Genomic DNA, 21,358 nt, shown 5'->3' with positions numbered 1-21,358 from the left:
GTGTCGGAGAACGGTCGCAAGGCTAATATCTCCGTGCGGCCGACAAGACGAAGGGTCAGCAGTCTGCAACGCACCAGAATCGGTATGGTTGCTGCGCCGTACAATATGCAGCACTCCGGGTCTATCGCGGGAAAAGAATGTTCACCCACCTAAGAATGTGCTGCATATCATTGGACCGCGCAGCATGTTAGAAGGGCTGCGACTCCGGAAAGGAGCACGCATGCCGCTGGACATTCTTCCCAATCGTTTCGAAATATGGCCGGCGACAATGCCATCATGGTTATGGGCAACGGCTCCTCCAAGCAGGCCGTCGTCGTGACCAAGGCGGCACTCAAAGATGCTCCGCCTGCCCCCATAGTTTACGGCTCAGTTCCGCTACCCGACCTCGCCACGATCGGAGCGATTGCCAGCTCAAAATTCGACAAAGGCATGATCGCCGTCGATGGCCGGATTTGGGTCACAGCAGAGGATCTTCGAGAGGGGCGACGTGTAATTGGATAGGATCGGCCGCGCGTGGGGAGCGCCATGGCCACGATCGCGCCCGCAACGCGAGAACCCGGTTGCGGGTGCCGTTTCGATAGCGCATGCCTTCGCTGAACGGAACGATCTTGCGTTCGGGAGACCACAATGAAACTTCAGATCAAGCATCGAACGAGCTACCGTTACGCGCGACCCGTCTGGCTGCTTGCACACCGATTGATGCTGTCGCCCCGAACCGCCCAACAGCTGCGGACCTTGTCTTTCGGGATCGACTGCTCTGCCCGGGGATCGATCGACTGGGCGCAGGACGTCTTCGGCAACACAATAGCCACGGTGACGTTTTCTGAACAAACCTCGGAGTTGACGATCTCCAGTGATGCCGTTGTCGAGCAGACCGCCGATCCGTGGCCTGTTTTCAATATCGACATTTCGGCCCACACCTATCCCTTCACCTATTCAAGCGAAGACAAGACCGACCTTGGCGCATTTGCTGTTGCGACATCTTCCCGTGGCGCGGTGTCGGATTGGGCAGGAGCGTTCGTGCGCAGCCGCCCGACCGACACGCTGTCACTCCTCAAGGATTTGAACGCCGGCATTCTCACAAATGTCACCTACCGTATCCGAGATGAAGAAGGCACGCAGTCGCCCGAACAAACACTGGAACTCGCAAGCGGCTCATGCAGGGACATTGCGGCGCTCTTCATCGAGGCGGTGCGCTGCCTGGGCTTCGGTGCCCGTGCTGTCTCCGGCTATCTCTACGACCCTCAGGCCTCGGTCGATGACGGCGGATCAACGCATGCCTGGGCGGAAGTCTATCTTCCCGGAGCAGGCTGGATCGCGTTTGATCCCACCCACCGACGGGTGGGAGCAGCCTGTCTCATTCCCGTGGCGTTTGCTCGCAACAATGGCCAGATCATGCCTGTGACCGGCGGATATGCTGGAACGCCGGAAGATTTCGTGGAAATGGACGTGTCGGTCAAGGTCATCGAGATACGAGAATAGCGTGGGAGATGGGCGCTCGGCTGCCCTATTCCTTTCAAATCATCGACCCGTTTAAGAGATTTCGAAATTGAAACTATTGCGTATCTGAAATACGCGAAAGTTACATCATGTTTATCTCGTCGGCGAAAACATAGATAAAACGCGTGGCCACCGCCAGGCGCAGGCCGGCAAATTGGTCCATCTCACGCGCGGTATCTACGTCGGCGCGGCCGTCAGCCGAAGCGGACAATCCGCTATGCAAAACGAAACAACTGTTGATCGCTCCTTAGGCATAGCACGCCCTCTGATCGTGTCTTTGAGAAACTTCCAGCCGGCGGACCAATATCCGGTATCAGTCTGGCTAGCGATGCAAAATCCCCTAGTCGGCACGCATTCTTTTCATTTGCTTTGCCGCCTCAAGAGGCGCACGGTCCGAACTTCAGTAAGCCATGTTCAGGGCGCTGCTGTTTTAGGGTCACCATACCCTAGCCCCGACTGAAAGGAGGACGTTATGTCTTCCAACATTTCCCTTCGGTTCCTGACGGCCATGGATCGCAACATTCGTCGGGAAGTGCGCTTCCGCAGGCACCGCTGCTAGGCTTTCGATTTTGAGCCTGGCGGAGCGTTTGAGTACCGGTTGGGCCGCTCGGAAAAGACAATCATCCCTCTCAGCATCGCGCATCATCAATCTGCTATCCGCGGTTTGCCCCGTGGCAATCTGCAGACCGCGCATTAACGCCCTACGTGACTGACTTCTCACCATGGGCGTGTGAATATGCATAAGCAGATTTTGGTTCAACGTGGACACCCGCGCGCTCGGCATGGCTGTAGGTGAGATGGGCCTACCCTTCGCCGTTCCGTGCTTTAGCAGTTTCACACTGCGTTCCCAAGACCTTGGTCGACACCGCCAGCTTGCTCTCTTCCAACCATCAGGAAAGGCTCCAATGTCCAAGACATCAATGCTCTATTTATGGAAGAGCACATCAGTCTATCTTAGCCGGTTTCGATACATCGAATTCCTGATCAAGTCGGCCCCTGCTTTCAGCCTAGCCTTCATCGCTTACGTCGCACTGATCCACCCTCGCTGAACGACGCGCGACTGCTTCAGGCACCGAGCAAGATCTGCCTAACCGATGTTGGTTCTGTTTCGACGCAGACCTCATCTCAACCAAGGAGTTTTTCTATGCCTTCCGATGAAGCAGCACCGATCCGCCGAACAATTCGCATGTTTCCCGCCGAGAAGACTGCCTTTACCGAGATTGCGTTCACTAAGATTGTGGCCACGGAAAAAGGGGGGCAGGATGAGAAATCAGCGTTGCTCAAAGCCCTAAGGATCAGCCGATTGCAGGTGATACATCTCAGCGACAACGAGCAGGGCCAAGACCCGAGCAAATTCCCCCACTAACCGTTCACAAGTGGCTATCGCCCACAAATCTTCGCGGGTGAAAATCCCCGCCGAAAGACTAACTCACTCTCAAAGGAGATACCCATGATCGAATTTAAATCGTCGGACGGTAACGCCGAAAGATCAGCAGAAATCGACCTGCACCTTAAAAAACTGGATGCCGAAATGGCGTCGCCGAATATCAAGGAGATAAGGCACGCTGAACTCAACGCGCTTTATCGCCAGCTAAGCGCCGAAAGAGTCTTGCTTACCTCGGCAATGGGTTCAAAGCATTGACGATTAACCTGGCGCCAGGCCCGCTTAGGTGAGACCAGCCAAATTCCTGCTTTGGGAAAGTGCCGATAGGCGCTCTCCAACATGGCATGACCGACCCTATTGATCTTGCGGGTAAACCGGAAACGCGCCTTGGCCAGGCGGGGTCGAACTTCGCAGCCTTGGCGATATTGCTGGATCGACCTCGACCGACCAAGTGCCGGACGAGAAGCTTTCGACAGTACGGATGGCGAGCAGAAGGGCGCGGACAGATCGCTGATAAAGTTACGCTTGGGACACGGATCGCGGTTATCGGAGTCTTGCGCATAATGGTGCCTCGCAAGATGGAACTCGCCACCGGCCGCTCCCCCGGCGAAAAACGCCCCATCACCGATGCACGGCCGCGAGCGCAATTCCGTCGGCGACTTCCTGGCAGCGATCGGTCAAATTGGCGGTCGCCACACGCAGGTGGCTACTCGGCAGAACCGAGAATTTCGCTCCCGGATGAACCGCGATGCCCCTCGCCGCGAGTGTGACCAGCGCAAATGGTTCCGAGGACACTGGGATCCAGGCGCAAAGACCACCGCCATGGGCGGCCTCGACGCCGCGCTCGGCGAGCGCATTGATGAGTGACAAGGTGACGACCTGCCCTCTCATACCCGGCAGTGAAGACTTCTCACATTTCCTCGAGCACAAACCTGGCGCCTTTCTGCGTCTCGGTAATGGTGTCAACTCGGCGATCCTGCATAGCGCCAAATATGACTTCGCGGACGAAAGTCTGACGGCAGGTGCTGCCATGTGGGCGCGGTTGACCGAACGCTACCTCGACGAATAGGCTGCCTTTCGAAAGCGCATTGCGCTCGCAAAGCTCTCACTCAAGGCGCGACAAATCGAACGACTAAACTAAGCGCTCCTAGCATTATCTGTGGGAAACTCATACAACCACGGCAACAAGTTCGAAGCGGAGGTGGAAAAGCTCGCGCAGGCACTCGCGCTCATCGATGACGGCGATCCTAGGCAGGCGGAAGCCGGCGTCCGTGCCCTCGGGGAGCTACTCGGCTTCACCGCGACAAGGCCCGACAATGACGGAGACACCGGACCCGACGTGTTGTGGCGCGATGACGCGAATCCGCGCCAGTTCGGTTTCGAATTGAAGACGGACAAAAATGATCCGGCGACCTATTTCAAGAAAGACATTTCGCAGGGTCATGACCATCTCGAATGGATGGCGCAGACCTATCCCGGCCACACCATCCTCGGCCTCGCCTTTGTCGGTCCGGCGGGCAAGGCGCATGCCCAGGCCAACCCCTCGGCCGACATGAGCCTGTGTCTGCCATCGGCCCTGGCGGCGCTGCGCGACGAACTGCTGGCGCTGATCGAGGATCTGCGCAAGCACACGCCGATGGAGCGCCTCATCGCGATTGCAAAGGAGACGGAAAAAGATCGCTGGGACATCGAATCCCTGCTGGCGCGTATCGATCCAAAACCCATGAGCAAATGAAACCACGCTGTCCGCCCGCGCTGGTCCGCGACAGGATGTTGCGCGGGGGAAATCGGCATTGCCTTTGAATTTCTCGGGCATCCCGGAAGTAGCGGTAGATTTGTTCGCGGTCGGTCATCATAGCAAATGCCAAGGTCACGCGCCCGCGAAACCCAGCCTTCGATGTATGAGGAAACGCCCGATCATCCGCCAACCGCTTCGCCGCCAGTCTTTGGCTGCCGAGCGGATCGGTCTTTCGATCGAAAGCCATTGCCGAGCGATGGCGGCAGAGCTTGAGATCGAACCCGCCGCGCCGCGCCAATCCATCAGAATTCCGATAAAAAGCGTAAGCCTTGTTGAATTCCTGATCGGCCCGGCCGCCGGCCCCGCGCAGCAGAATTGTGGGCAGCGGCACGCCCGACCGGTCGACTTTGCTACCTCTTCCCGCACGGGCGCTTTATGGCTGCGCCACCGCAACGTGAGCGGAAATTATTGCCGATCGACCGAGGGGTTGACTGAGGCCTAAAGCCAGGGCTCAAAGGTGGCATCCACGGTCGCTCGCGGCGGGAAAACATAGGGAATTATAAGGTTTTTCGCTACGCCATTGAAATCATGTGAGAATCCAGCTTCCCCAGCCAAATCTCCCTAAATTCCCTTGATTCCTTGATTTTCCAGTCGTGCCGTCGACCTGACCGTTGGCCGTGAAGCCCTTCCTGGCGACGTCGTGCGGTCCTTGATGTCGGCCCCATGAACCGCATTCCCAGGCGCACCGCGTCGGATACGCGATCAGATCGCCACAGCGCGTCGCCGTCGGTTCCTCAACCGGTCGCTGTACCCGGCGTCCGCAAGAAACCCCGCGGTTGTTGCAACACCGCGGGGCTCTTTGACGCCTGACCAGGGAGAGTAGGTCAGGCAGCCTTGACTTTACTGGATGTGCGGGCCCATTCGGGCAGCCAGTTGCCGTGGGTGGCGAGCAGGTCGTCGACCAGCGACCAGATCTGGTCGAGGTCGAGTTCGGCCGCCGTGTGCGGGTCCATCATCGCGGCGTGGTAGATGTGCTCGCGATTTTCGGTCATCAGCGCCTGCACCGTCAGTTCCTGGACGTTGATATTGGTGCGGATCAGCGCGGTCAGCTGCGGCGGCAGGTCGCCGATGAAGGTCGGCTGGATGCCGGAGGCATCGACCAGGCAGGGCACTTCGGCGGCGCAGTTGTTCGGCAGCGAGGTGATGCAGCCATTGTTGCGGACATTGCCGTAGATCACCGAGGGTTCGCCGGTCCAGACCGAGTTGATGATCGAGGAAGCATATTCCTTCGACGGCTGAACCTCGATCTTGTCGGCGCTGCGATAGGCCTCCGCCTGGCCCTTCCAGCGCTCGATCTGCTCGATGCAGCGTTTTGGATATTCATCAAGCGGAATGCCGAATTTCTCGATCAGGTCCTCGCGACCCTCCTTGATGAAATAGGGCGTGTATTCGGCAAAATGCTCCGAGCTTTCGGTAACGAAATAGCCAAGACGCGTCAGCATTTCGTAGCGCACCTTGTTCGGGCAGCGCGGGTTCCAGCCGGGCTTCGGCGCCCTGCCCTCGCGATAGGCGCGCAGCAGATCGGGATAGAGGTTGCGGTAGGAACCATCGGCCTGGCGATGCTCGAATTTGAGATAGAAGGCCATGTGGTTGATGCCGGCCGCCCGGTAACGGATTTCCTCGTAGGGAATGTCGAGGTCATGGGCCAGCTCCATCGCCGTGCCCTGCACCGAATGGCAGAGGCCGACCTGGCGAATGGTCGGGTATTTCTCCGATATCGCCCAGGTGTTGATCGCCATCGGGTTGACATATTGCAGCATGATCGCCTCGGGGCAGATGGCGAGCATGTCCTCGCAGATCTTCCAGAGATGCGGCACGGTGCGAAGCCCGCGCATGATGCCGCCGACGCCGAGCGTATCGGCAATCGTCTGGCGCAGCCCGTATTTCTTCGGCACTTCGAAGTCGGTGACGGTGCAGGGTTCATAGCCGCCGATCTGGAAGGCGACGACGACGAAATCGGCGCCGGCAAGCGCCTTGCGTTGGTCGGAATAGGTCTCGGCCTTGGCCTTGACGCCGAGCGTCGAGATCAGCTTGTTGACGACGACGGCGCTTTCTTCCAACCGTTGCGGATTGAGATCCATCAAGGCGATCGTCGCACCCGACAGGGCCGGACGCTGCAACACGTCGCCGACGATGTTCTTCATGAAAACGGTGGAGCCTGCTCCGATGAATGTGATTTTGGGATTTGCTGCCATTATAACCTCCGGCATTCGATAGTCATGCTACCTCGAAAGCGGCTTTGACGAGCCGTTCGGTGTAGGCGGTCTTGGGATGGGATAGTACTTCGTTGACGGGACCCTCTTCGACGATCTTGCCATGCTGCATAACGATGACGCGATGGCAGAGGGCTCTGACGACCTTGAGATCGTGGGAGATGAAGAGGTAGCTCAGGCCGCGCTCGTCCTGCAGCTTGCGCAGCAGTTCGATGATCTGCGCCTGGACGGAAAGGTCGAGTGCGGATGTCGGCTCGTCGAGCAGGATGAACTCCGGCTCGAGCGCGATGGCGCGGGCAATGGCGATACGCTGGCGCTGGCCGCCGGAAAATTCATGCGGGAAACGCGACAGGATATTGCCGGGCATGCCGGCTGAGATCAGTGCCTCGCGCACCCGGTCCTGCCGTTCGGCCCGGGTGGCGCCCAGCCGGTTGACGACGAGGCCTTCCTCGATGATCTGGCCGATCGTCATGCGCGGGTTGAGGGATGAGAACGGGTCCTGGAACACCACCTGCATGCGGGCCCGGAATGGCCGCATCCCGGCCCTGGAAAGCCCGTGGATCGGTTGATGGTCGAAGTGGATCTCGCCGCTGTCGGGCGTGTTCAGCCGCAGGATCGCCTGGCCGAATGTCGTCTTGCCGGAGCCGGATTCGCCGACGAGACCGAGCGTCTCGTGACGGCGCAGCGTCAGGCTCAGGCTGTCGACGGCGACAAGCTCGCGCATCGCCGGCTTGAAGAAGGTGCCGTGGCGCATCATGAAGGAGACGCGCACGCCCTTGGCATCGAGGATGACATCCGATCCCTCCGGCAGCGGATTGGCCTGGCCGCGCGGCTCGGAGGCAAGCAGATGCCTGGTATAGGCGTGCTGCGGATTGGCAAACAGGGCTTCGGTGGTGTTGTGCTCGCGCACTTCGCCATGCTGCATCACATAGACGTAATCCGAAAACTGCCGCACCACGGTCAGGTCGTGGGTGATGAGGATGACGGCCATCCCCATTTCCTTCTGCAGGTTGCGGATCAGGTTGAGGATCTGCGCCTGCACGGTAACGTCGAGCGCCGTCGTCGGCTCGTCGGCGATCAAGACATCCGGATCGTTGGCAAGCGCCATGGCGATCATTACGCGCTGGCGCTGGCCGCCGGAAAGCTGATGCGGATATTGCATCAGCCGCGCGGCCGGATCGGGGATCTGCACATGTTCGAGCAGTTCGAGCGCACGTTTTTGCGCGTCCCGTTTGCTGATCCGGCGATGGACGCGGATCGCCTCGACGATCTGGCTGCCGATCGTATAGATCGGGTTCAGCGAGCTCATGGGCTCCTGGAAGATCATCGAGATGCGGTCGCCGCGCAGCTTGCGGCGGGCCCGCTCGGAAAATGTCAGGATATTGCTGCCGTCATAGGCGACCGTCGATTTCTCCGAAACCACGGCGCGCTTCGACAGCAGCCCCATCACCGTTCGCGCCGTCACCGATTTGCCGGAGCCGGATTCGCCGACGATGGCGATCGTCTCGCCGCGATAGAGTTGGAAGGAGACGTCCTTGACGGCTTCGACCATGCCGTCTTCGACCTTGAAATTCACCGCCACATTGCGGGCGTCGATGATCGGTGTGTCCGAGCGGCCGTCATGGTCATGGCGGACGGATGGGGCGAAGGAATTGACCAGTGCAAGAGCCATATCAATCACCTCAATAAGGATCGACTGCATCGCGCAGTCCATCGCCCAGCGCATTGAAGGCGAAGACGGTGACGAGCACGAAGCCGACGGGGGAGAGAATCCAGGGATAGGAGCCGATGACAGAATAGGTCGCGGTATCCTGCAGCATCAGCCCCCAGGAGATCAGCGGCGGCTTGACGGCAAAGCCGAGGAAGCCGAGGAAGGATTCCAGCAGCACCACGCTCGGTATGGCGAGCGTCACCGCGACGATGACGTGGCTCATCACGTTCGGGAAGATGTGCTGCAGGATGATGCGCCGGTCGGTGGCGCCGACGGCCATCGCCGCCCGGACATAATCGATGCGGGCAAGCGCCAGGGTCTTGCCGCGCACCTCGCGCGACATCTGCGCCCAGCCGAGCGCCGACATCACGACGATGACGAAACCAAGGAAGACATTGGTCGGCGCCGTCACCGGGATCAGCGAGGTCAGCGCCAGATAGAGTGGCAATTGCGGAAAGGCGAGCACCAGCTCGACGAAGCGCTGCAGCCAGACATCGAAGGTGCCGCCGAAATAGCCGGAGACCATGCCGACGGTCGTGCCGATGACGGTGACGATGAAGACGACGGTGAGCGCGATGGTCAGCGAGATGCGCGAGCCGATGATGGCGCGCGACAGCACATCGCGGCCGAACTTGTCGGTGCCGAGGAAATGCACCGGCTCGCCATCGGTCGAGCCGAAGAAGTGGCGGTCAGCCGGGATCAGGCCGAAAAGCTGGTATTCGGCGCCCTTGACGAAGAAGCCGAGCAGCCGCGGATTGTCGTAATCGACGCCGACGATCGGCTGGAAGGTGACCGGGTCGAGCGCATCGGAATCGGCCAGGCCATAGACGCGCGGCTGGAAGACGAAATTGCCGTCCTTGTCGTGAAAGCTCATCATCTGCGGCGGCGCAAAGCCGACATCGGTCGCCTTGGGGTCCATCGGCGCGACGAAATCGGCAAAGACCGCCATGAAGAGCAACAGCCCGACGAGGATAAGCCCGGCCATGCCGGTCCAGGAACGCCGCAGCCGGCGCCAGACCAGGGCGATATAGCTCTCATGGCCACGCGATGGCTTGTTGACCGAAGGTTCGGTCGTTGTCGGCGGTGGCGGCGAGGAGTCGAAAGCCAGCATCTCAGGCTCCTTGAAATTGGCGGACACGCGGGTCGAGCAGCGCCAGCAGCAGGTCGGCAATGATGTTGCCGACGATCAGCGTCGCCGACAGCACCATCATGAAGGTGGCGGTGACATAGACGTCGCCGATCGCCATCGAACCGACGATCGCCGGGCCGACGGTCGGCAGCGCGAAGATGATGGCGGTTTCGATCTCGCCGGTCAGCATGTAGGGCAGCACGACGCCCTGGTACATTACCAATGGATGAAGCGCATTGGGCACCGCATGGCGCATCACCACCGCCGCGCCGGAAAGCCCCTTGGCCTTGGCCGTCTCGACATATTGGGCGTTCAGCGTGTCGAGCAGATTGCCGCGCATCACCCGCATATTGTAGGCGAGCCCGCCGAAGGTGGCGATCGCCACGACCGGCCAGACATGATGGACGAGATCGACGAATTTCGCCCACGACCAAGGCGCTCCGCCATATTGCGGCGAGAAGAAACTGCCGATTTCGGCAACGTTGAATTGGAAGACCAGCAGATAGACGATGATCAGCGCCATCAGGAACCGCGGCACCGTCATGCCGAGGAAGGAAATCGCCGAAAGCGTGCTGTCGATCCAGCTGTATTGCCGCGTCGCCGCCCAGATGCCGAAGCCGATGCCGAGCACCGAAGCGAGGATGTGGCAGACAAGCGCCAGAAGCAGGGTCCGCGGCAGCCGCTCTGCGACGACGTCGGCGACCGGCTTGTTGTAGAACATGCTGTAGCCGAAATCCCCGCGGGTGACGATGCCGCCGATCCAGTTGACGTATTGGACGACCATCGGTTTATCCAAACCGTGTTCGACCCGGTAGGCCTGGGCCTGCTCTTCGGCCTGGGCATAGGATGCGCCGCCCTGGTTGATCAGCTGGGATCTTATATAATCGGCATAGTCACCGGGCGGGGCCTGGATGATCGCGAAAGTCACCACGCTCAGAATGAACAGGACGGGGATCGCGGAAGCTATGCGCACGAGCAGGAATCGTAACATCGGACGGTCCGCTTTTCCTTGCCGCCAGTCGCTCCTTGTCAGCGCGGCCGGCTTGTTGGTCATATCAGGCCGCGCGCCACGCGCGGCCTGAATCTCGCTTCAGCTGGGAGGGAACTAGTTCTTAACAGGGCCCTTGTCGCCAGGCTTGCCGGGCAGCTGTTCTGGGAACAGCTCGTATTTGCCCTGCTTGTCGGCGGCCACCCACAGGCGTTCGCGGATCACCGAATCTTCAGCCCAGTTGAACATGAAGATCGGCGTGCCCTGCGGCACATTCGAGAACCGCTTGTTGATGATCAGGGCGCCAGGATATTCCGTCAGACCCACGGTGTTGACGTGCTCTGTCGAGATCTTCTGGTACTGTTTCATCAGCGCAACGCGGGCATCATTGTCCGGGCTGGTCGTGAACTTGGCGACGACATCGTTCAGTTCCTTTTCGAACGGCATCAGATCGAGCTGATCGTCCTTGCCGGCGCGATGGTGCCAGCTGGTGCGTGGACCGATCGGCGCAAGCTGCTCGGTATTCTGCACCACCGACGACAGTTCCGTCGTGTTGCGCTGGATCAGCCAGTCGAAACGGCCGCCATAATGCGCGTCGTCACGCTTCGGGCCGTCGAGCGCATTGATGACGATCTTCAGACCGAGCTTCTCCATCTGAGCGACGACACCTTCGGCAAGGCTCTTGTCGGTCGTGTACTGATTGTTGATCAGCATGACGATTTCGACATCCTTGCCGCCGAGCGTGCCGGCCGGGAAGTTCACGATGCCGTTGCCATCGGTATCCTTGAGGCCTGCCTTGGCGAGTTCCGCCTTGGCGCCCTTGAGATCAAAGGGATAGTAGACGGTGGAGTTGCGGTCGTAAAAGCTGGTGCCGGAGGAGAGCCCGCCCGCATAGATCGCGGTGAACGGTCCCTTGACCAGCGAGTCGCCGATCGCCTTGCGATCGAGCGCCATGGTGACGGCCTTGCGGAAATCCTCGTTGCGGTTCAGCTCGCGGATCGCCTGGCCGCGTTCGTCCGGGTTGCCCCAGCCGTTGGCGGAGAAGTTCATGCGCAAGTTATAGCCGATGAGGCGCGGACCGAAAGCCAGGCGGGCCGGCGCGGTCTTTTCTGCGGCGCGCTTCAGCGACGCGACGAAGTTTTCCGGCTGCTCGAGGTTGGAGATATCGGCGGCCCCGGCCACGGCCTGAACGTCGCGGTCGGCCCAGGTCGAGAGCTTATAGTGCAGCTCGTTCAGATAGGGCAGCTGATTGCCCTTCTCGTCGACCTTCCAGTAATAGGGGTTGCGGCGCATGACGATGATATCGTCGGAACGATATTCCACCGGCACCCAGGCGCCCATGACCGGTATGTTCATGAACTCCGGCGGGAAGGCGTTCTTGAACTGGTCGTAGGTGTTCTTCGAATATTTCGGATGCTGGGGTTTGAGGATATGCGATGGACCCGGGCAGAAGTTCGGGTAGGACATCGTGTAGAGATATTGCTTCGGGAAGGCTTCCTTGAAGGTCCATTCGACGGTGTAGTCGTCGATCTTCTTCAGTGTCGTGCCGACGCCGAAAGCCTCAGGCGAGGCGCCGCCGCCGAGCGGCGAGACGTTCGGATCGACGACTTCGTCATCCCAGTAGAACATGATGTCGTCGGCGTTGAACGGCGCGCCGTCCGACCATTTGGCGCCTTCGACCAGATGCATGGTCAGCTTGTGGCCGTCTGTGGACCAATCCCAGCTCTTGGCAAGGTTCGGCAACGGCTCGGTGTCCTTGGCTTCCACCTGGAACAGCGGCGCGGTGCGGGTCAGGCACTCGGAGAGACCGATATCGATGCCGCCCCAGCCCTGCGTCTGGCCGGCGCCGTAGTTCCAGCCTTCCGGCCGGCCGCCGATGACGTGGCGCATCGTATCGCCGTAGACACCGATACCATCAGGCATATTGCCTGTCTTGAAGACCATCGGCTCCTTCGGCAGGCGATCCTTGACCGGCGGCAGCTTGCCGGCTGAGACGAAGTTCTTCGTGACCCAGTCGGGCTCGTGATATTCGGGCAGCGCCTTGAACTCCAGGATGGAGTCGCGCGCCACATATTTGATCTTGCCTTCGGCCGGGAAGTCCGCCGGCGCCGGCGGAACGGTGGCCTCGGAGGCGTATGCATTCAGCGCCAGGACTGAGACGCCAAGCGCCAGTCCGGCCAGAATGCCAAGGTTGCGGAATTTCATTATCGTTTCTCCCTCTTGTTCCGGAGCGCGGGGCACGCGGCTCCTTTTCCTCAAACGGCGTGAAAGCGGGCCGGCGGCCCAAGGATTTCCCTCCCGGAAATCCATGGCGACCCCTCTCTCACGAAAATCAGACGGCCTGTTTCAGCGCCGCCTTTTCCGCGCGCAGCTCCTCGATCGAGCGAACGTTGCGGCGTGCGGCACCCGCCCAGTCGCGGGTCTGCACCTTGGATTTCGACAGCCGCTCCTTGGCGGCCGGCACGGCATCGGCATATTGCGGCAGCCAGCGCGCCTGGGCAACGACCATTTCGTCGACCATCTGCCAGACTTCCTCGGGCGTCGACACGGCGCCGACCAGCGGATCGTGCAGCACGGCAAGCTTCAGAAGATCGATGTCGCCGGATATGGCGGCATGCACCGACATGCGCTGGACGTTGATCGAGGCGATGCAGGTGGCCGCACAGGCTTCCGGCAGGGTGACGCCCGAGACCATGTTGATGCCGAAGCGGTCGACGAAGCCCGGCGATTCGATGATCGCATCGGATGGCAGGTTGGTGATGACGCCGTTGTTCTTGACGTTGAAATGGCCGCGATAGACCCGGTTCGTTTCCAGCGCCTCGAGAATGTGGCTGGCATGTTCGTTCGAGCGCTTGGTGGTGTCGAGCGGCTTTGCGGCGGATTCCAGGAATTGCGGGAATTCCGTCTCGAACCAGTTGCGGGTTTCGGTAGAATGGCGGAGATAACCGCCGGTCTCGCCATGGATCCAGTCGGACATGTCGATCCAGCGGGTGATTTCCTCCGGCCGCTTGCGGTACCAGGGCAGGTATTCCGAAAGGTGGCCGTTGCTCTCGGTGGAATAGACGCCGAAACGCTTCAGCACGTCGATGCGCAGTTTCTCCTGCTGCGAAAAGACCGGATGCGCCTCGAAGGCGGCAACCAGCTCGTCCTTGCCGATCCTGCGGCCGTTGAGGCGCAGGTCGATGAACCAGGTCTGGTGGTTGATGCCGGAGCAGACATAGTCGAGCTCACCAAGCGATTTGGCGCCAAGCACCTCGGCAATCTGTTCGGCGCCATGCTGGACGCCGTGGCAGAGGCCGACGGTATCGACCTTGCCGTATTCGATCGCCGCCCAGGTGTTCATCGCCATCGGATTGGCATAGTTGAGGAATTTCGCGCCGGGCTCGGCGACTTCCCTGATGTCCTTGCAGAAGTCGAGAATAACCGGGATGTTGCGCTGGCCGTAGAGAATGCCGCCGGCGCAGATCGTATCGCCGACACATTGATCGATGCCGTATTTCAGCGGGATGCGGATATCGTCGGCATAGGCCTCGAGCCCGCCGACCCGCACGCAGCTGATGATATAACGCGCGCCGGAAAGCGCCTGGCGCCGGTCGGTCGTCGCCGTCACCTTGGTCGGCAATCCGTTCGCTTCGACGATCCGGTCGAGGATCGCCTTGATCATCTCGAGATTATGCTCGCTGAGATCGGTCAACGCGAATTCGACGTCGCGAAACTCGGGAACGCACAATATGTCGGTGAACAGCTTCTTGGTGAAACCGACGCTGCCCGCACCGATGATAGCTATTTTGAAACTCATGATCTTCACCTCGACCCAATCAAATGCTACAGAAAAGATGGTTATGGAGGATCAGCCCGCATGCCGGAACATGGGGTTAAAAAAGCCGAAAAACTGCCTGTTTTCCTCCCGGCCGCTCCATCGGCCGTGGTCTCTTCCCTGTTTGTCGAGCGGGATTATGCCCGAATTCAGCAGGGCCACCAGAGAAGGATTATGCTTTCGGGGGTAATTTTGTGCTGCAGAATTTGATTGCCAACGGACAGTCGATGAGGACGGTTTCGCTGCCCCGCGGCCGGGAGCGATTGCATGCGATGCCGACGAGCTCCGGCTATGAAGTGCGCGAGAACGAGCCCTATGACTGGGATGGCCGAAGGCGCGGCCAGACGCCCTTTACCGTGCTGCAGCACACGATCAGCGGCACCGGCCGGCTGCGCTATCAGAACCGCAATTATCGTCTTCAGGGTGGCGACACACTGCTGGTGCTGGTGCCGCACAATCATCGATACTGGCTGGAGAAGGGCGACCGCTGGGAATACTTCTGGATTTCGATGAATGGCGAGGAAACGCTGCGCATCCACCAAATGGTGCTGTCCACCGCCGGGCCGGTGCTGAAACTGCAGCCTTCGACCATCGATCATCTCGCCGATTGCAGCCTGCGCCTCGTCACCGGTGCGACGTCGCCGGGGGCTGCCTCGGCGATTGCCTATGAAGCGGCGATGGCGCTCTACGACGACGTCTTCGGCTCGCCGGCGTTTGCCGCCGAGCTCAGCCTGATGCAGCCGGTGATCGACCATATCAATGCCAATCTCGAAAAGCCGCTGCCGGTCAGCGACCTCGCCGGCATCGTCGGCCTCAGCCGCGCGCATTTCTCCCGCAGCTTCGCCGAGAGCGAGGGCATGCCGCCGGCCGAATTCGTGCTGCAGCAGCGGCTGCAGCGCGCCGTCAAGCTTCTGACCAAGGCGGACTTTCTGCCGGTCAAGGAAGTCGCCATCATGTGCGGCTTCGAGGATCCGAACTATTTCTCCAAGGTCTTCCGCCGGGTCTACGGCACCAACCCGACGGAATTCCGCACCACCGGCATGTATGCCAGCATCGGCAAGCTGCGATAGCGGCCGCCAGCTAGGCCAATTCCGTCAGGCCCGCACCTCGAACACCATGTTGAACGGCGTTTCCGTCGCACGACGGAAATGCGTGAACCCGGCGTCGAGCGCCACCTTTCGAAGCTTCATTTCGCCTGCCTGCGCGCCAAGCCCCAGCCCCACCTCCTGCGAGAGCGATGCCGGCGTGCAGATCATCGTCGAGGCGCCGTAATAGACGCGGCCGACGGGATTGAGATTGTCCTTGAGATGGTCATGGGCAAAGGGCTCGACGATCAGCCACGTGCCGTTCGGCCCGAGCGTTTCCTTGACGTGCTGGCCGGCGCCGACCGGATCGCCCATGTCGTGAAGGCAGTCGAACATGGCAACCATGTCATAACCGCGCCCGGGAAATTCCGCTGCTCGGGCCTGCTCGAACGTCACACGGTCGGCGACGCCGGCATCCTCGGCGGCGGCCCTGGCCTTTTCGATCGACGGGCCGTGATAATCGAAGCCGGTAAAGCGGGAGGCGGGATAGGCCTGCGCCATCAGGATGGTCGATGCCCCGTGACCGCAACCGACGTCGGCGACGCTGGCGCCGGCCTTGAGCTTTTCTTCCACCCCGGCAAGGGCTGGAATCCATTCGGCGACGAGATGGCTGTTATAGCCTGGACGAAAGAACCGCTCGGTTCCCCTGAACAGACAGGTGCTGTGCTCATGCCAGCCGAGACCCTTGCCGGTGCGGAAGGCGTCGGCGACCTTGGGCTCGTCCATCCACATCGATTGCACGACCTCGAAGGCGCCGACGAAGAAGGCCGGGCTGTTTTCCTCGGCAAAGACCATCGCCTGCTCCGGCGTCAGGCTGAAACGATCGGTTTTTTCGTCATAGCTGACATAGTCCGCTGCTGCCTGGGCGCTGAGCCATTCCCTGACATAGCGCTCCTTCACTCCGGTTTTTGCAGAAAGTTGCTGGACGGTCATCGGCGTTCCGTCGGCCATCGCCTTGAACAGCCCCACCTTGTCGCCCAGCACGACCAAGGCGCCCGACATGGCGGCGCCGACATCGCCGACAAGCCGGCCGACGAGTGCATCGAGTTTCTGCATATCTGGCTCACGCATTGTTTCCTCCCGAGCGCGTGATTAAGGGACTTCAAAATTAGACTTTAATAATATTCCGTCAATCACCTTCCCTTTCAGCGGACGCGCGGCCGTATTAGAGGTCGAAAGTTTCCGGGAGATTTCACCGGAAACGACGTGTCTACCGGAGATCTCAACTTGCGCGAGAAAACGAACTCATGAGGCCCTGCGCGTGTTTCGTCATTGCCTGGTCCGGAATCTCCCCGAGGCAGAAACACACTTTTGATGTAGGGTTATCATTATGTCTCTATCTTCCGCTCAATGCCGCGCCGCCCGCGCCCTCTTGGCCTGGTCGCAGGACGATCTCTCGTCAGCCGCAAACGTCGCCAAGGCGACGATCGCCAATTTCGAGGCCGGCAAACGCTCTCCCTATGACCGAACCCTCCAGGATATGAAGCACGCCCTGGAAGGCGGCGGCGTCGTTTTCATCCCGGAAAACGGTGGAGGAGCCGGCGTTCGCCTTGCAAAACGTGCAAATTCGATCGACACCAACGAGACCGAAACGGTTCAATATGAAGAATATCTCGAAAACGACGCACCGCCTGGTGCGGGTGGCTGAATGATGACAAAGAAGCAGAAGCTCGAACACTCGGAACTGGCCGGAGAATTCACCGATGACGGGATCACCGTGCTCGTCGATATCTTCCGCACATCCGGCAGCAATGAAGACTGGACGATGGAAGTCGTCACGCAGTCGGAAGATCTGATCCGTTGGGACGAGCCATTTGCCACCGACCGGGAAGCGTTTGACGAATTCCTGGCCGTCGTTGCGCGGGACGGCCTTCGATCGTTTCTCGAAGATGACGAGCCGTCTGTCCATTAAGGAAAATTCGTGAAAAGCATCAATGATCTCGTCGCCTCGGCAAAAACCGTCAGCGACCGATACCGGGCCGGACGGATGGAGCGCGAGACCGTGCGCGAATGGGTTCTCGGACTTGGCGCCTATCCATCGCCGCACGGAGACCGTGTGCGCGAAGCGGTGGAATGGTTCCGCCTGCACAATCGCGAGCCTGTTTCCGACGACATCGTGCTCGTGGACATCGACCGGCTCAAAGCAATTTCAGCGCCGTGATCCTCTCCGCTGCATCTACATACAGCGCCAAGCTGATGGAGCTCTGCACGACCGGCATGTATGCCGGCATCGGAAAGTTCGATCGCCCCGAAAAGCGCAGGGCGCCGTCTATTGCCGCATCACGGTTTGACATCGATTGAGTGAACGGCAATGTTGCTTTCAGGCTCCTCGCTCTGCCCGGGCAGACGTCGCGACGGTATGGAATTTTCTTAAGGAATATTCGATGACAGCGACCAAAATTCTCCGACCGGTCATTGTTATAGCGGTTCTTGCAGCTCTCGGCATTCTGCTCTGGTTCGCGACCCGCCCGCCGCCGCTGGTCGTCCAGGGGGAGGTCTCCGCCAACCGCGTCGACATCAGCCCGCGTGTCTCCGGCCGCATCGCCAAACTCATTGTCGACGTCGGCGATAATGTCGAGGCCAGCACGGTGATCGCCGAGCTCGAAAGCCCGGAGCTGACAGCGGCGCTGCACATGGCTCAAGCCGCCCTTGCTGTTTCCGAGGCGGATCTTACCCGCGTCAACAGCACACGCCCTGAGACGATCGATGCTGCGAATGCCGAGCTTGCCGCCGCGACTGCCGATGTCACGCTCTATCAGGAAGAATCTACGCGCCAGGCAAGGCTGATTACCACAGGCGCCTCGACACAGGCGCAGGTCGACCAAACGGCCCGCAATCTCGAAGCGGCGATCCGCAAGCGGGAATCCGCCGAGGCCAATGTGCGGCTGGCCGTTGCCGGCTCCAGCAAAGAGGAGAAGGCGCTTGCCGCCGCGCAGGTGGAGCAGGCGCGCGCCTCGCTCAATCAGCAGCAGGTCAACGTTTCCGAGCTGACCATCCATGCGCCGATCTCCGGTCAGGTGACAACAAGGGTTGCCGAACTCGGCGAGAATTTCAGCGCCGGCGCACCGCTCTTTTCGATCATCGACATCCGGAATCCCTGGTTCACCTTCAATCTGCGCGAAGACCTGCTGAAGGGCCTGAAGATCGACGACGGTTTCCACATCGTCGTACCGGCGATCGGCCCGGACAGGATCGCGGTCAAGGTCACCATGATCAATACGCAGGGGCAATATGCCACCTGGCGGGCGACACGGGCGACCGGCGATTTCGATCTCCGGACATTCGAGGTGCGCGCCGTCCCTGTAAAATCCGTGGACGGCCTGCGCCCCGGCATGAGCGCCATCGCCGCCTGGTCGGAGCGTTGAGATGACGCCGCGCCCGCGCGTGCGCCCAGGTTTCCTCCTCGTCTTCGCACGGGAGTTCAACTGCTTTCGCCGCCGGCCGTTTCTGCTGTTCCTGACGACCGCTCTGCCGTTGCTGCTGATGGGCCTTCTCGCTGCCGTTTTCAGTGCGGGGCTGGCCACCCGCCTGTCGATTGCCGTGCTCGACCAAGACAGTACCGATCTGTCGCGGCGGATCATACGGATGGTCGACGCGACCCAGGACACATCGGTCGCGCTTGCCGTCAGCGACCTCGCCGAAGGGCGCCAGCTCATCCTCTCCGGCGAGGTCCACGGCCTGCTCCTGCTGCCACGCAATCTCGAGCGCGACGTCCTCTCCGCCCGGCGGCCGGAGGTGGTGTTCTTCTACAATACCCAGACGATGACAACGGGAAATCTGGTGCTGCGCGGCATCAATTCCGCCATTCCGAGCGTGGCTGCGGGCATCAGATTGTCGCTGCGCACCGCCCAGGGAGAGCCTGTCGATGCCGCTCAGGCCGCTCTCGCCCCCGTTCCGGTCCAGGTGAACCCGCTCTTCAACCCCAGCCTCAACTATGCTCATTTCCTCCTTGCCGCCCTGATGCCCAGCATACTGCAGGTGGTGATCGTCACGACGATGGCCTATTCGCTCGGACTCGACGTCGAGACCCGCCACCGGCTGCGAATTCTCCGGCGGCTCGGCGGCGGCCTGTGGCCGGCGCTCGCAGGCAAGATCCTGCCCTATACGCTGATCTTTCTTGCGGTGCTCGCCATTGCGGACCTGGTCCTCTTCGGCCTTCTCGACATGCCGCTACGCGGTGATCGCTGGCTGCTGCTGCTGGCTGGCACCCTGTTCATCCTGGCGAACCAGTTCATCGGCGTGCTGCTCGCGCTGCTTCTGCGGCCGATGGCAAGCGCAATCAGCATCGGCTCCCTGTTCGTCGTGCCCGCCTTCGGCTTCATGGGCATCGGTTTCCCGAGGATCGGCATGAACGGCTTTGCCTATCACTACGGCCAGTTGATCCCCGGCACATGGTATCTGATGGCAAGGATCGACCAGACAATCCGCGGCACGCCACTCGATCTGTCGTGGAAGCCGATCCTGGTGTTGCTTTTCTTCGTCATCCTGCTTGCATCCCTCGCAGCGCTCCGGCTGGAAGCGATGAGATCCCGGAACCGGCGTCAGGCATCGGCACTGCGGGAGGCGGCTCGATGATCGGCCTCCTCACCGCCTGCCGAATCGAACTCATGCGCATCCTGTCGCTGCGGCCGGCATTTTCCGTACTCATTCTGGCAGTCTGCATTTACGCGGCCCTCTATCCTCAGCCCTATCGGAACGAGGCCCTGCGCGACGTGCCGATCGCCCTCGTCGATCTCGACGGCACCGACAGCAGCCGCCAGTTCGCCCGCCGCATCGACGCCTCGGCCGACGTCGCCATCGGTGCCGAACTGCCCGACGAGCCAAGCGCCGAGCGCGAGGTCTTCGCCCGTCAGCTCTATGGCATTCTCGTCATCCCGAAATATTTCGAGCGCGATCTCCTGCATGGGCGCCAGTCGCCCGTGGCGCTTTATGCCGATGCCAGTTACTTCCTGATCTATTCGCGCATCGCCGGCGGCGTTTCGGCCGTCGCCAAGACCTTCGGCGTCGAGGTCGAGACCGCGCGGCTGATCGCCGCGCATGTCGATCCCGCCATCGCCGCCGCGGCCTCCGACCCGATGCCGCTGACGACAGTCCCACTCTTCAACCCGCAGGGCGGCTACGCCACCTATCTTCTTCCCGCCGCCTTCGTTCTCATCCTGCAACAGACACTGTTGATCGGGGTCGGCTTGCTTGGAACGCTCAGGGACGAGGGTCCAGCCAGTTCGCCGGCCGGCGCGCTGGCGACCGTGCTCGGCAAACTGCTTGCCTATCTTATCCTGCAGACGGCGGTACTGCCTTTCTATCTGATCGTCCTGCCTTATCTTTACGATATTCCGAGACTCGGGAACCCTCTCGTCATCTTCGTTTTCTCGCTACCCTTCGTGGTCTCCGTCAGCGCGCTTGGCATGGTCGTCGCAGCTTTGTTCCGCAGCCCCCTCACAGTCCAGCTGGTGTTTGCAGCGATCGGCATCCCCTTCCTGTTTCTCGCCGGCTTTTCCTGGCCGACCGAGGCGATGCCGAAGGCGCTGCATTATCTGGCGCTCCTGGTTCCCAGCAGCTCAGCCATCAACGGCATCGTGTCCGTTTCGCAGCTCGGGGCCTCACTCAGCGACGTCCGCACCCCGTTTCTGACGCTCTGGGCGCTGGCGTTATTCTACGGTTGCCTCGCAGTCAGATTGGAGGCCAGGATGCGCCGGTCCTACGAAGCGCGATCTTCCCTCGCGAGTTGATGTC

Annotated in this window: 20 protein-coding genes and 2 pseudogenes; 14 read left to right on the top strand and 8 right to left on the bottom strand. The window is 60.7% G+C overall.

Annotated elements, in window-relative coordinates:
• Nucleotides 1–627: 627 nt before the first annotated feature.
• From HJB84_RS07895 to HJB84_RS07880, 4 genes are all read left to right on the top strand, one after another.
• On the top strand, nt 628–1,482 hold the full coding sequence (locus tag HJB84_RS07895) for a transglutaminase family protein (RefSeq protein WP_221115646.1): 855 nt from the start codon (nt 628–630) through the stop codon (nt 1,480–1,482).
• 923 nt (nt 1,483–2,405) lie between these two features.
• On the top strand, nt 2,406–2,549 hold the full coding sequence (locus tag HJB84_RS07890) for a hypothetical protein (protein WP_207585536.1): 144 nt from the start codon (nt 2,406–2,408) through the stop codon (nt 2,547–2,549).
• Between the two features lie 95 nt (nt 2,550–2,644).
• Nucleotides 2,645–2,866, top strand: coding sequence for a hypothetical protein (locus HJB84_RS07885; protein ID WP_207585535.1), 222 nt, complete (start codon nt 2,645–2,647; stop codon nt 2,864–2,866).
• Nucleotides 2,867–2,950: 84 nt separating this feature from the next.
• The gene (locus HJB84_RS07880) at nt 2,951–3,142 is read left to right on the top strand and encodes a hypothetical protein (RefSeq protein WP_207585534.1); all 192 of its coding nucleotides are present in this window, start codon (nt 2,951–2,953) and stop codon (nt 3,140–3,142) included.
• Nucleotides 3,143–3,505: 363 nt separating this feature from the next.
• Here HJB84_RS07880 and HJB84_RS07875 read toward each other — a convergent pair.
• Nucleotides 3,506–3,751: pseudogene (locus tag HJB84_RS07875) on the bottom strand (GntR family transcriptional regulator); the annotation flags it as partial.
• On the opposite strand from HJB84_RS07875, the pseudogene HJB84_RS07870 reads away from it, so the two are divergent.
• The 3 genes and pseudogenes from HJB84_RS07870 to HJB84_RS07860 all read left to right on the top strand — a co-directional run.
• Nucleotides 3,750–3,953 (top strand): annotated as a pseudogene (locus HJB84_RS07870) (M20/M25/M40 family metallo-hydrolase); the annotation flags it as partial. The pseudogenes HJB84_RS07875 and HJB84_RS07870 overlap by 2 nt on opposite strands.
• A gap of 90 nt (nt 3,954–4,043) precedes the next feature.
• A complete protein-coding gene (locus tag HJB84_RS07865) occupies nt 4,044–4,619 on the top strand; it encodes a hypothetical protein (protein ID WP_207585533.1) in 576 nt (191 codons plus the stop codon).
• 58 nt (nt 4,620–4,677) lie between these two features.
• On the top strand, nt 4,678–5,124 hold the full coding sequence (locus HJB84_RS07860; protein WP_221115645.1) for a hypothetical protein: 447 nt from the start codon (nt 4,678–4,680) through the stop codon (nt 5,122–5,124).
• A gap of 382 nt (nt 5,125–5,506) precedes the next feature.
• Here HJB84_RS07860 and HJB84_RS07855 read toward each other — a convergent pair whose 3' ends face one another.
• The 6 genes from HJB84_RS07855 to HJB84_RS07830 all read right to left on the bottom strand — a co-directional run bounded on the left by HJB84_RS07855 (nt 5,507) and on the right by HJB84_RS07830 (nt 14,522).
• Complete coding sequence (locus HJB84_RS07855) at nt 5,507–6,877, bottom strand: alpha-glucosidase/alpha-galactosidase (protein WP_221115644.1); 1,371 nt, start codon at nt 6,875–6,877, stop codon at nt 5,507–5,509.
• A gap of 22 nt (nt 6,878–6,899) precedes the next feature.
• A complete protein-coding gene (locus tag HJB84_RS07850; RefSeq protein WP_221115643.1) occupies nt 6,900–8,567 on the bottom strand; it encodes an ABC transporter ATP-binding protein in 1,668 nt (555 codons plus the stop codon).
• Nucleotides 8,568–8,577: 10 nt separating this feature from the next.
• Complete coding sequence (locus HJB84_RS07845) at nt 8,578–9,717, bottom strand: ABC transporter permease (protein WP_221115642.1); 1,140 nt, start codon at nt 9,715–9,717, stop codon at nt 8,578–8,580.
• A gap of 1 nt (nt 9,718) precedes the next feature.
• Complete coding sequence (locus tag HJB84_RS07840) at nt 9,719–10,726, bottom strand: ABC transporter permease (protein WP_207585529.1); 1,008 nt, start codon at nt 10,724–10,726, stop codon at nt 9,719–9,721.
• Nucleotides 10,727–10,840: 114 nt separating this feature from the next.
• Nucleotides 10,841–12,931 (bottom strand): ABC transporter substrate-binding protein, encoded by a 2,091-nt coding sequence (locus tag HJB84_RS07835; RefSeq protein WP_207585528.1) that lies wholly within the window; start codon nt 12,929–12,931, stop codon nt 10,841–10,843.
• A gap of 124 nt (nt 12,932–13,055) precedes the next feature.
• On the bottom strand, nt 13,056–14,522 hold the full coding sequence (locus HJB84_RS07830) for an alpha-glucosidase/alpha-galactosidase (RefSeq protein ID WP_221115641.1): 1,467 nt from the start codon (nt 14,520–14,522) through the stop codon (nt 13,056–13,058).
• A 245-nt stretch (nt 14,523–14,767) separates the two neighbouring features.
• Here HJB84_RS07830 and HJB84_RS07825 point away from each other — a divergent pair, with 245 nt between their 5' ends.
• The gene (locus HJB84_RS07825) at nt 14,768–15,610 is read left to right on the top strand and encodes an AraC family transcriptional regulator (protein WP_207585624.1); all 843 of its coding nucleotides are present in this window, start codon (nt 14,768–14,770) and stop codon (nt 15,608–15,610) included.
• A 24-nt stretch (nt 15,611–15,634) separates the two neighbouring features.
• On the opposite strand, the gene HJB84_RS07820 is transcribed toward HJB84_RS07825, so the two are convergent.
• Nucleotides 15,635–16,696: a class I SAM-dependent methyltransferase gene (locus HJB84_RS07820; protein WP_207585526.1), complete on the bottom strand. Its 1,062-nt coding sequence runs from the start codon at nt 16,694–16,696 to the stop codon at nt 15,635–15,637.
• Between the two features lie 259 nt (nt 16,697–16,955).
• Between HJB84_RS07820 and HJB84_RS07815 the strand changes: the two genes are divergently transcribed.
• The 6 genes from HJB84_RS07815 to HJB84_RS07790 all read left to right on the top strand — a co-directional run bounded on the left by HJB84_RS07815 (nt 16,956) and on the right by HJB84_RS07790 (nt 21,354).
• Nucleotides 16,956–17,273, top strand: a complete 318-nt coding sequence (locus HJB84_RS07815; protein WP_207585525.1) for a helix-turn-helix transcriptional regulator — start codon at nt 16,956–16,958, stop codon at nt 17,271–17,273.
• Between the two features lie 3 nt (nt 17,274–17,276).
• Nucleotides 17,277–17,537 (top strand): hypothetical protein, encoded by a 261-nt coding sequence (locus HJB84_RS07810; RefSeq protein WP_221115721.1) that lies wholly within the window; start codon nt 17,277–17,279, stop codon nt 17,535–17,537.
• Nucleotides 17,538–17,546: 9 nt separating this feature from the next.
• Nucleotides 17,547–17,786, top strand: coding sequence for a hypothetical protein (locus HJB84_RS07805; protein WP_164012659.1), 240 nt, complete (start codon nt 17,547–17,549; stop codon nt 17,784–17,786).
• Nucleotides 17,787–18,009: 223 nt separating this feature from the next.
• Complete coding sequence (locus HJB84_RS07800; RefSeq protein WP_221115640.1) at nt 18,010–18,990, top strand: HlyD family secretion protein; 981 nt, start codon at nt 18,010–18,012, stop codon at nt 18,988–18,990.
• Nucleotide 18,991: 1 nt separating this feature from the next.
• Nucleotides 18,992–20,200: an ABC transporter permease gene (locus HJB84_RS07795; protein ID WP_221115639.1), complete on the top strand. Its 1,209-nt coding sequence runs from the start codon at nt 18,992–18,994 to the stop codon at nt 20,198–20,200.
• The gene (locus HJB84_RS07790; protein WP_221115638.1) at nt 20,197–21,354 is read left to right on the top strand and encodes an ABC transporter permease; all 1,158 of its coding nucleotides are present in this window, start codon (nt 20,197–20,199) and stop codon (nt 21,352–21,354) included. Before HJB84_RS07795 ends, HJB84_RS07790 begins: the two co-directional genes overlap by 4 nt.
• The last annotated feature ends 4 nt before the right edge of the window (nt 21,355–21,358 follow it).

It is taken from the genome of Rhizobium sp. NZLR1b (genome assembly GCF_019685155.1).
Lineage (GTDB): Bacteria > Pseudomonadota > Alphaproteobacteria > Rhizobiales > Rhizobiaceae > Rhizobium.
The sequence above is the reverse complement of the archived record's forward strand: the minus strand, read 5'-3'. Positions and strand labels throughout refer to the sequence as shown.

Bases quoted from the DNA above. Each gene is read 5' to 3' on its own strand.
- HJB84_RS07895 (WP_221115646.1), top strand. From the start codon at position 628: ATGAAACTTCAGATCAAGCATCGAACGAGCTACCGTTACGCGCGACCC.
- HJB84_RS07890 (WP_207585536.1), top strand. From the start codon at position 2,406: ATGTCCAAGACATCAATGCTCTATTTATGGAAGAGCACATCAGTCTAT.
- HJB84_RS07885 (WP_207585535.1), top strand. From the start codon at position 2,645: ATGCCTTCCGATGAAGCAGCACCGATCCGCCGAACAATTCGCATGTTT.
- HJB84_RS07880 (WP_207585534.1), top strand. From the start codon at position 2,951: ATGATCGAATTTAAATCGTCGGACGGTAACGCCGAAAGATCAGCAGAA.
- HJB84_RS07855 (WP_221115644.1), bottom strand. From the start codon at position 6,877: ATGGCAGCAAATCCCAAAATCACATTCATCGGAGCAGGCTCCACCGTT.
- HJB84_RS07850 (WP_221115643.1), bottom strand. From the start codon at position 8,567: ATGGCTCTTGCACTGGTCAATTCCTTCGCCCCATCCGTCCGCCATGAC.
- HJB84_RS07845 (WP_221115642.1), bottom strand. From the start codon at position 9,717: ATGCTGGCTTTCGACTCCTCGCCGCCACCGCCGACAACGACCGAACCT.
- HJB84_RS07840 (WP_207585529.1), bottom strand. From the start codon at position 10,726: ATGTTACGATTCCTGCTCGTGCGCATAGCTTCCGCGATCCCCGTCCTG.
- HJB84_RS07830 (WP_221115641.1), bottom strand. From the start codon at position 14,522: ATGAGTTTCAAAATAGCTATCATCGGTGCGGGCAGCGTCGGTTTCACC.
- HJB84_RS07825 (WP_207585624.1), top strand. From the start codon at position 14,768: ATGAGGACGGTTTCGCTGCCCCGCGGCCGGGAGCGATTGCATGCGATG.
- HJB84_RS07820 (WP_207585526.1), bottom strand. From the start codon at position 16,696: ATGCGTGAGCCAGATATGCAGAAACTCGATGCACTCGTCGGCCGGCTT.
- HJB84_RS07815 (WP_207585525.1), top strand. From the start codon at position 16,956: ATGTCTCTATCTTCCGCTCAATGCCGCGCCGCCCGCGCCCTCTTGGCC.
- HJB84_RS07810 (WP_221115721.1), top strand. From the start codon at position 17,277: ATGACAAAGAAGCAGAAGCTCGAACACTCGGAACTGGCCGGAGAATTC.
- HJB84_RS07800 (WP_221115640.1), top strand. From the start codon at position 18,010: ATGACAGCGACCAAAATTCTCCGACCGGTCATTGTTATAGCGGTTCTT.
- HJB84_RS07795 (WP_221115639.1), top strand. From the start codon at position 18,992: ATGACGCCGCGCCCGCGCGTGCGCCCAGGTTTCCTCCTCGTCTTCGCA.
- HJB84_RS07790 (WP_221115638.1), top strand. From the start codon at position 20,197: ATGATCGGCCTCCTCACCGCCTGCCGAATCGAACTCATGCGCATCCTG.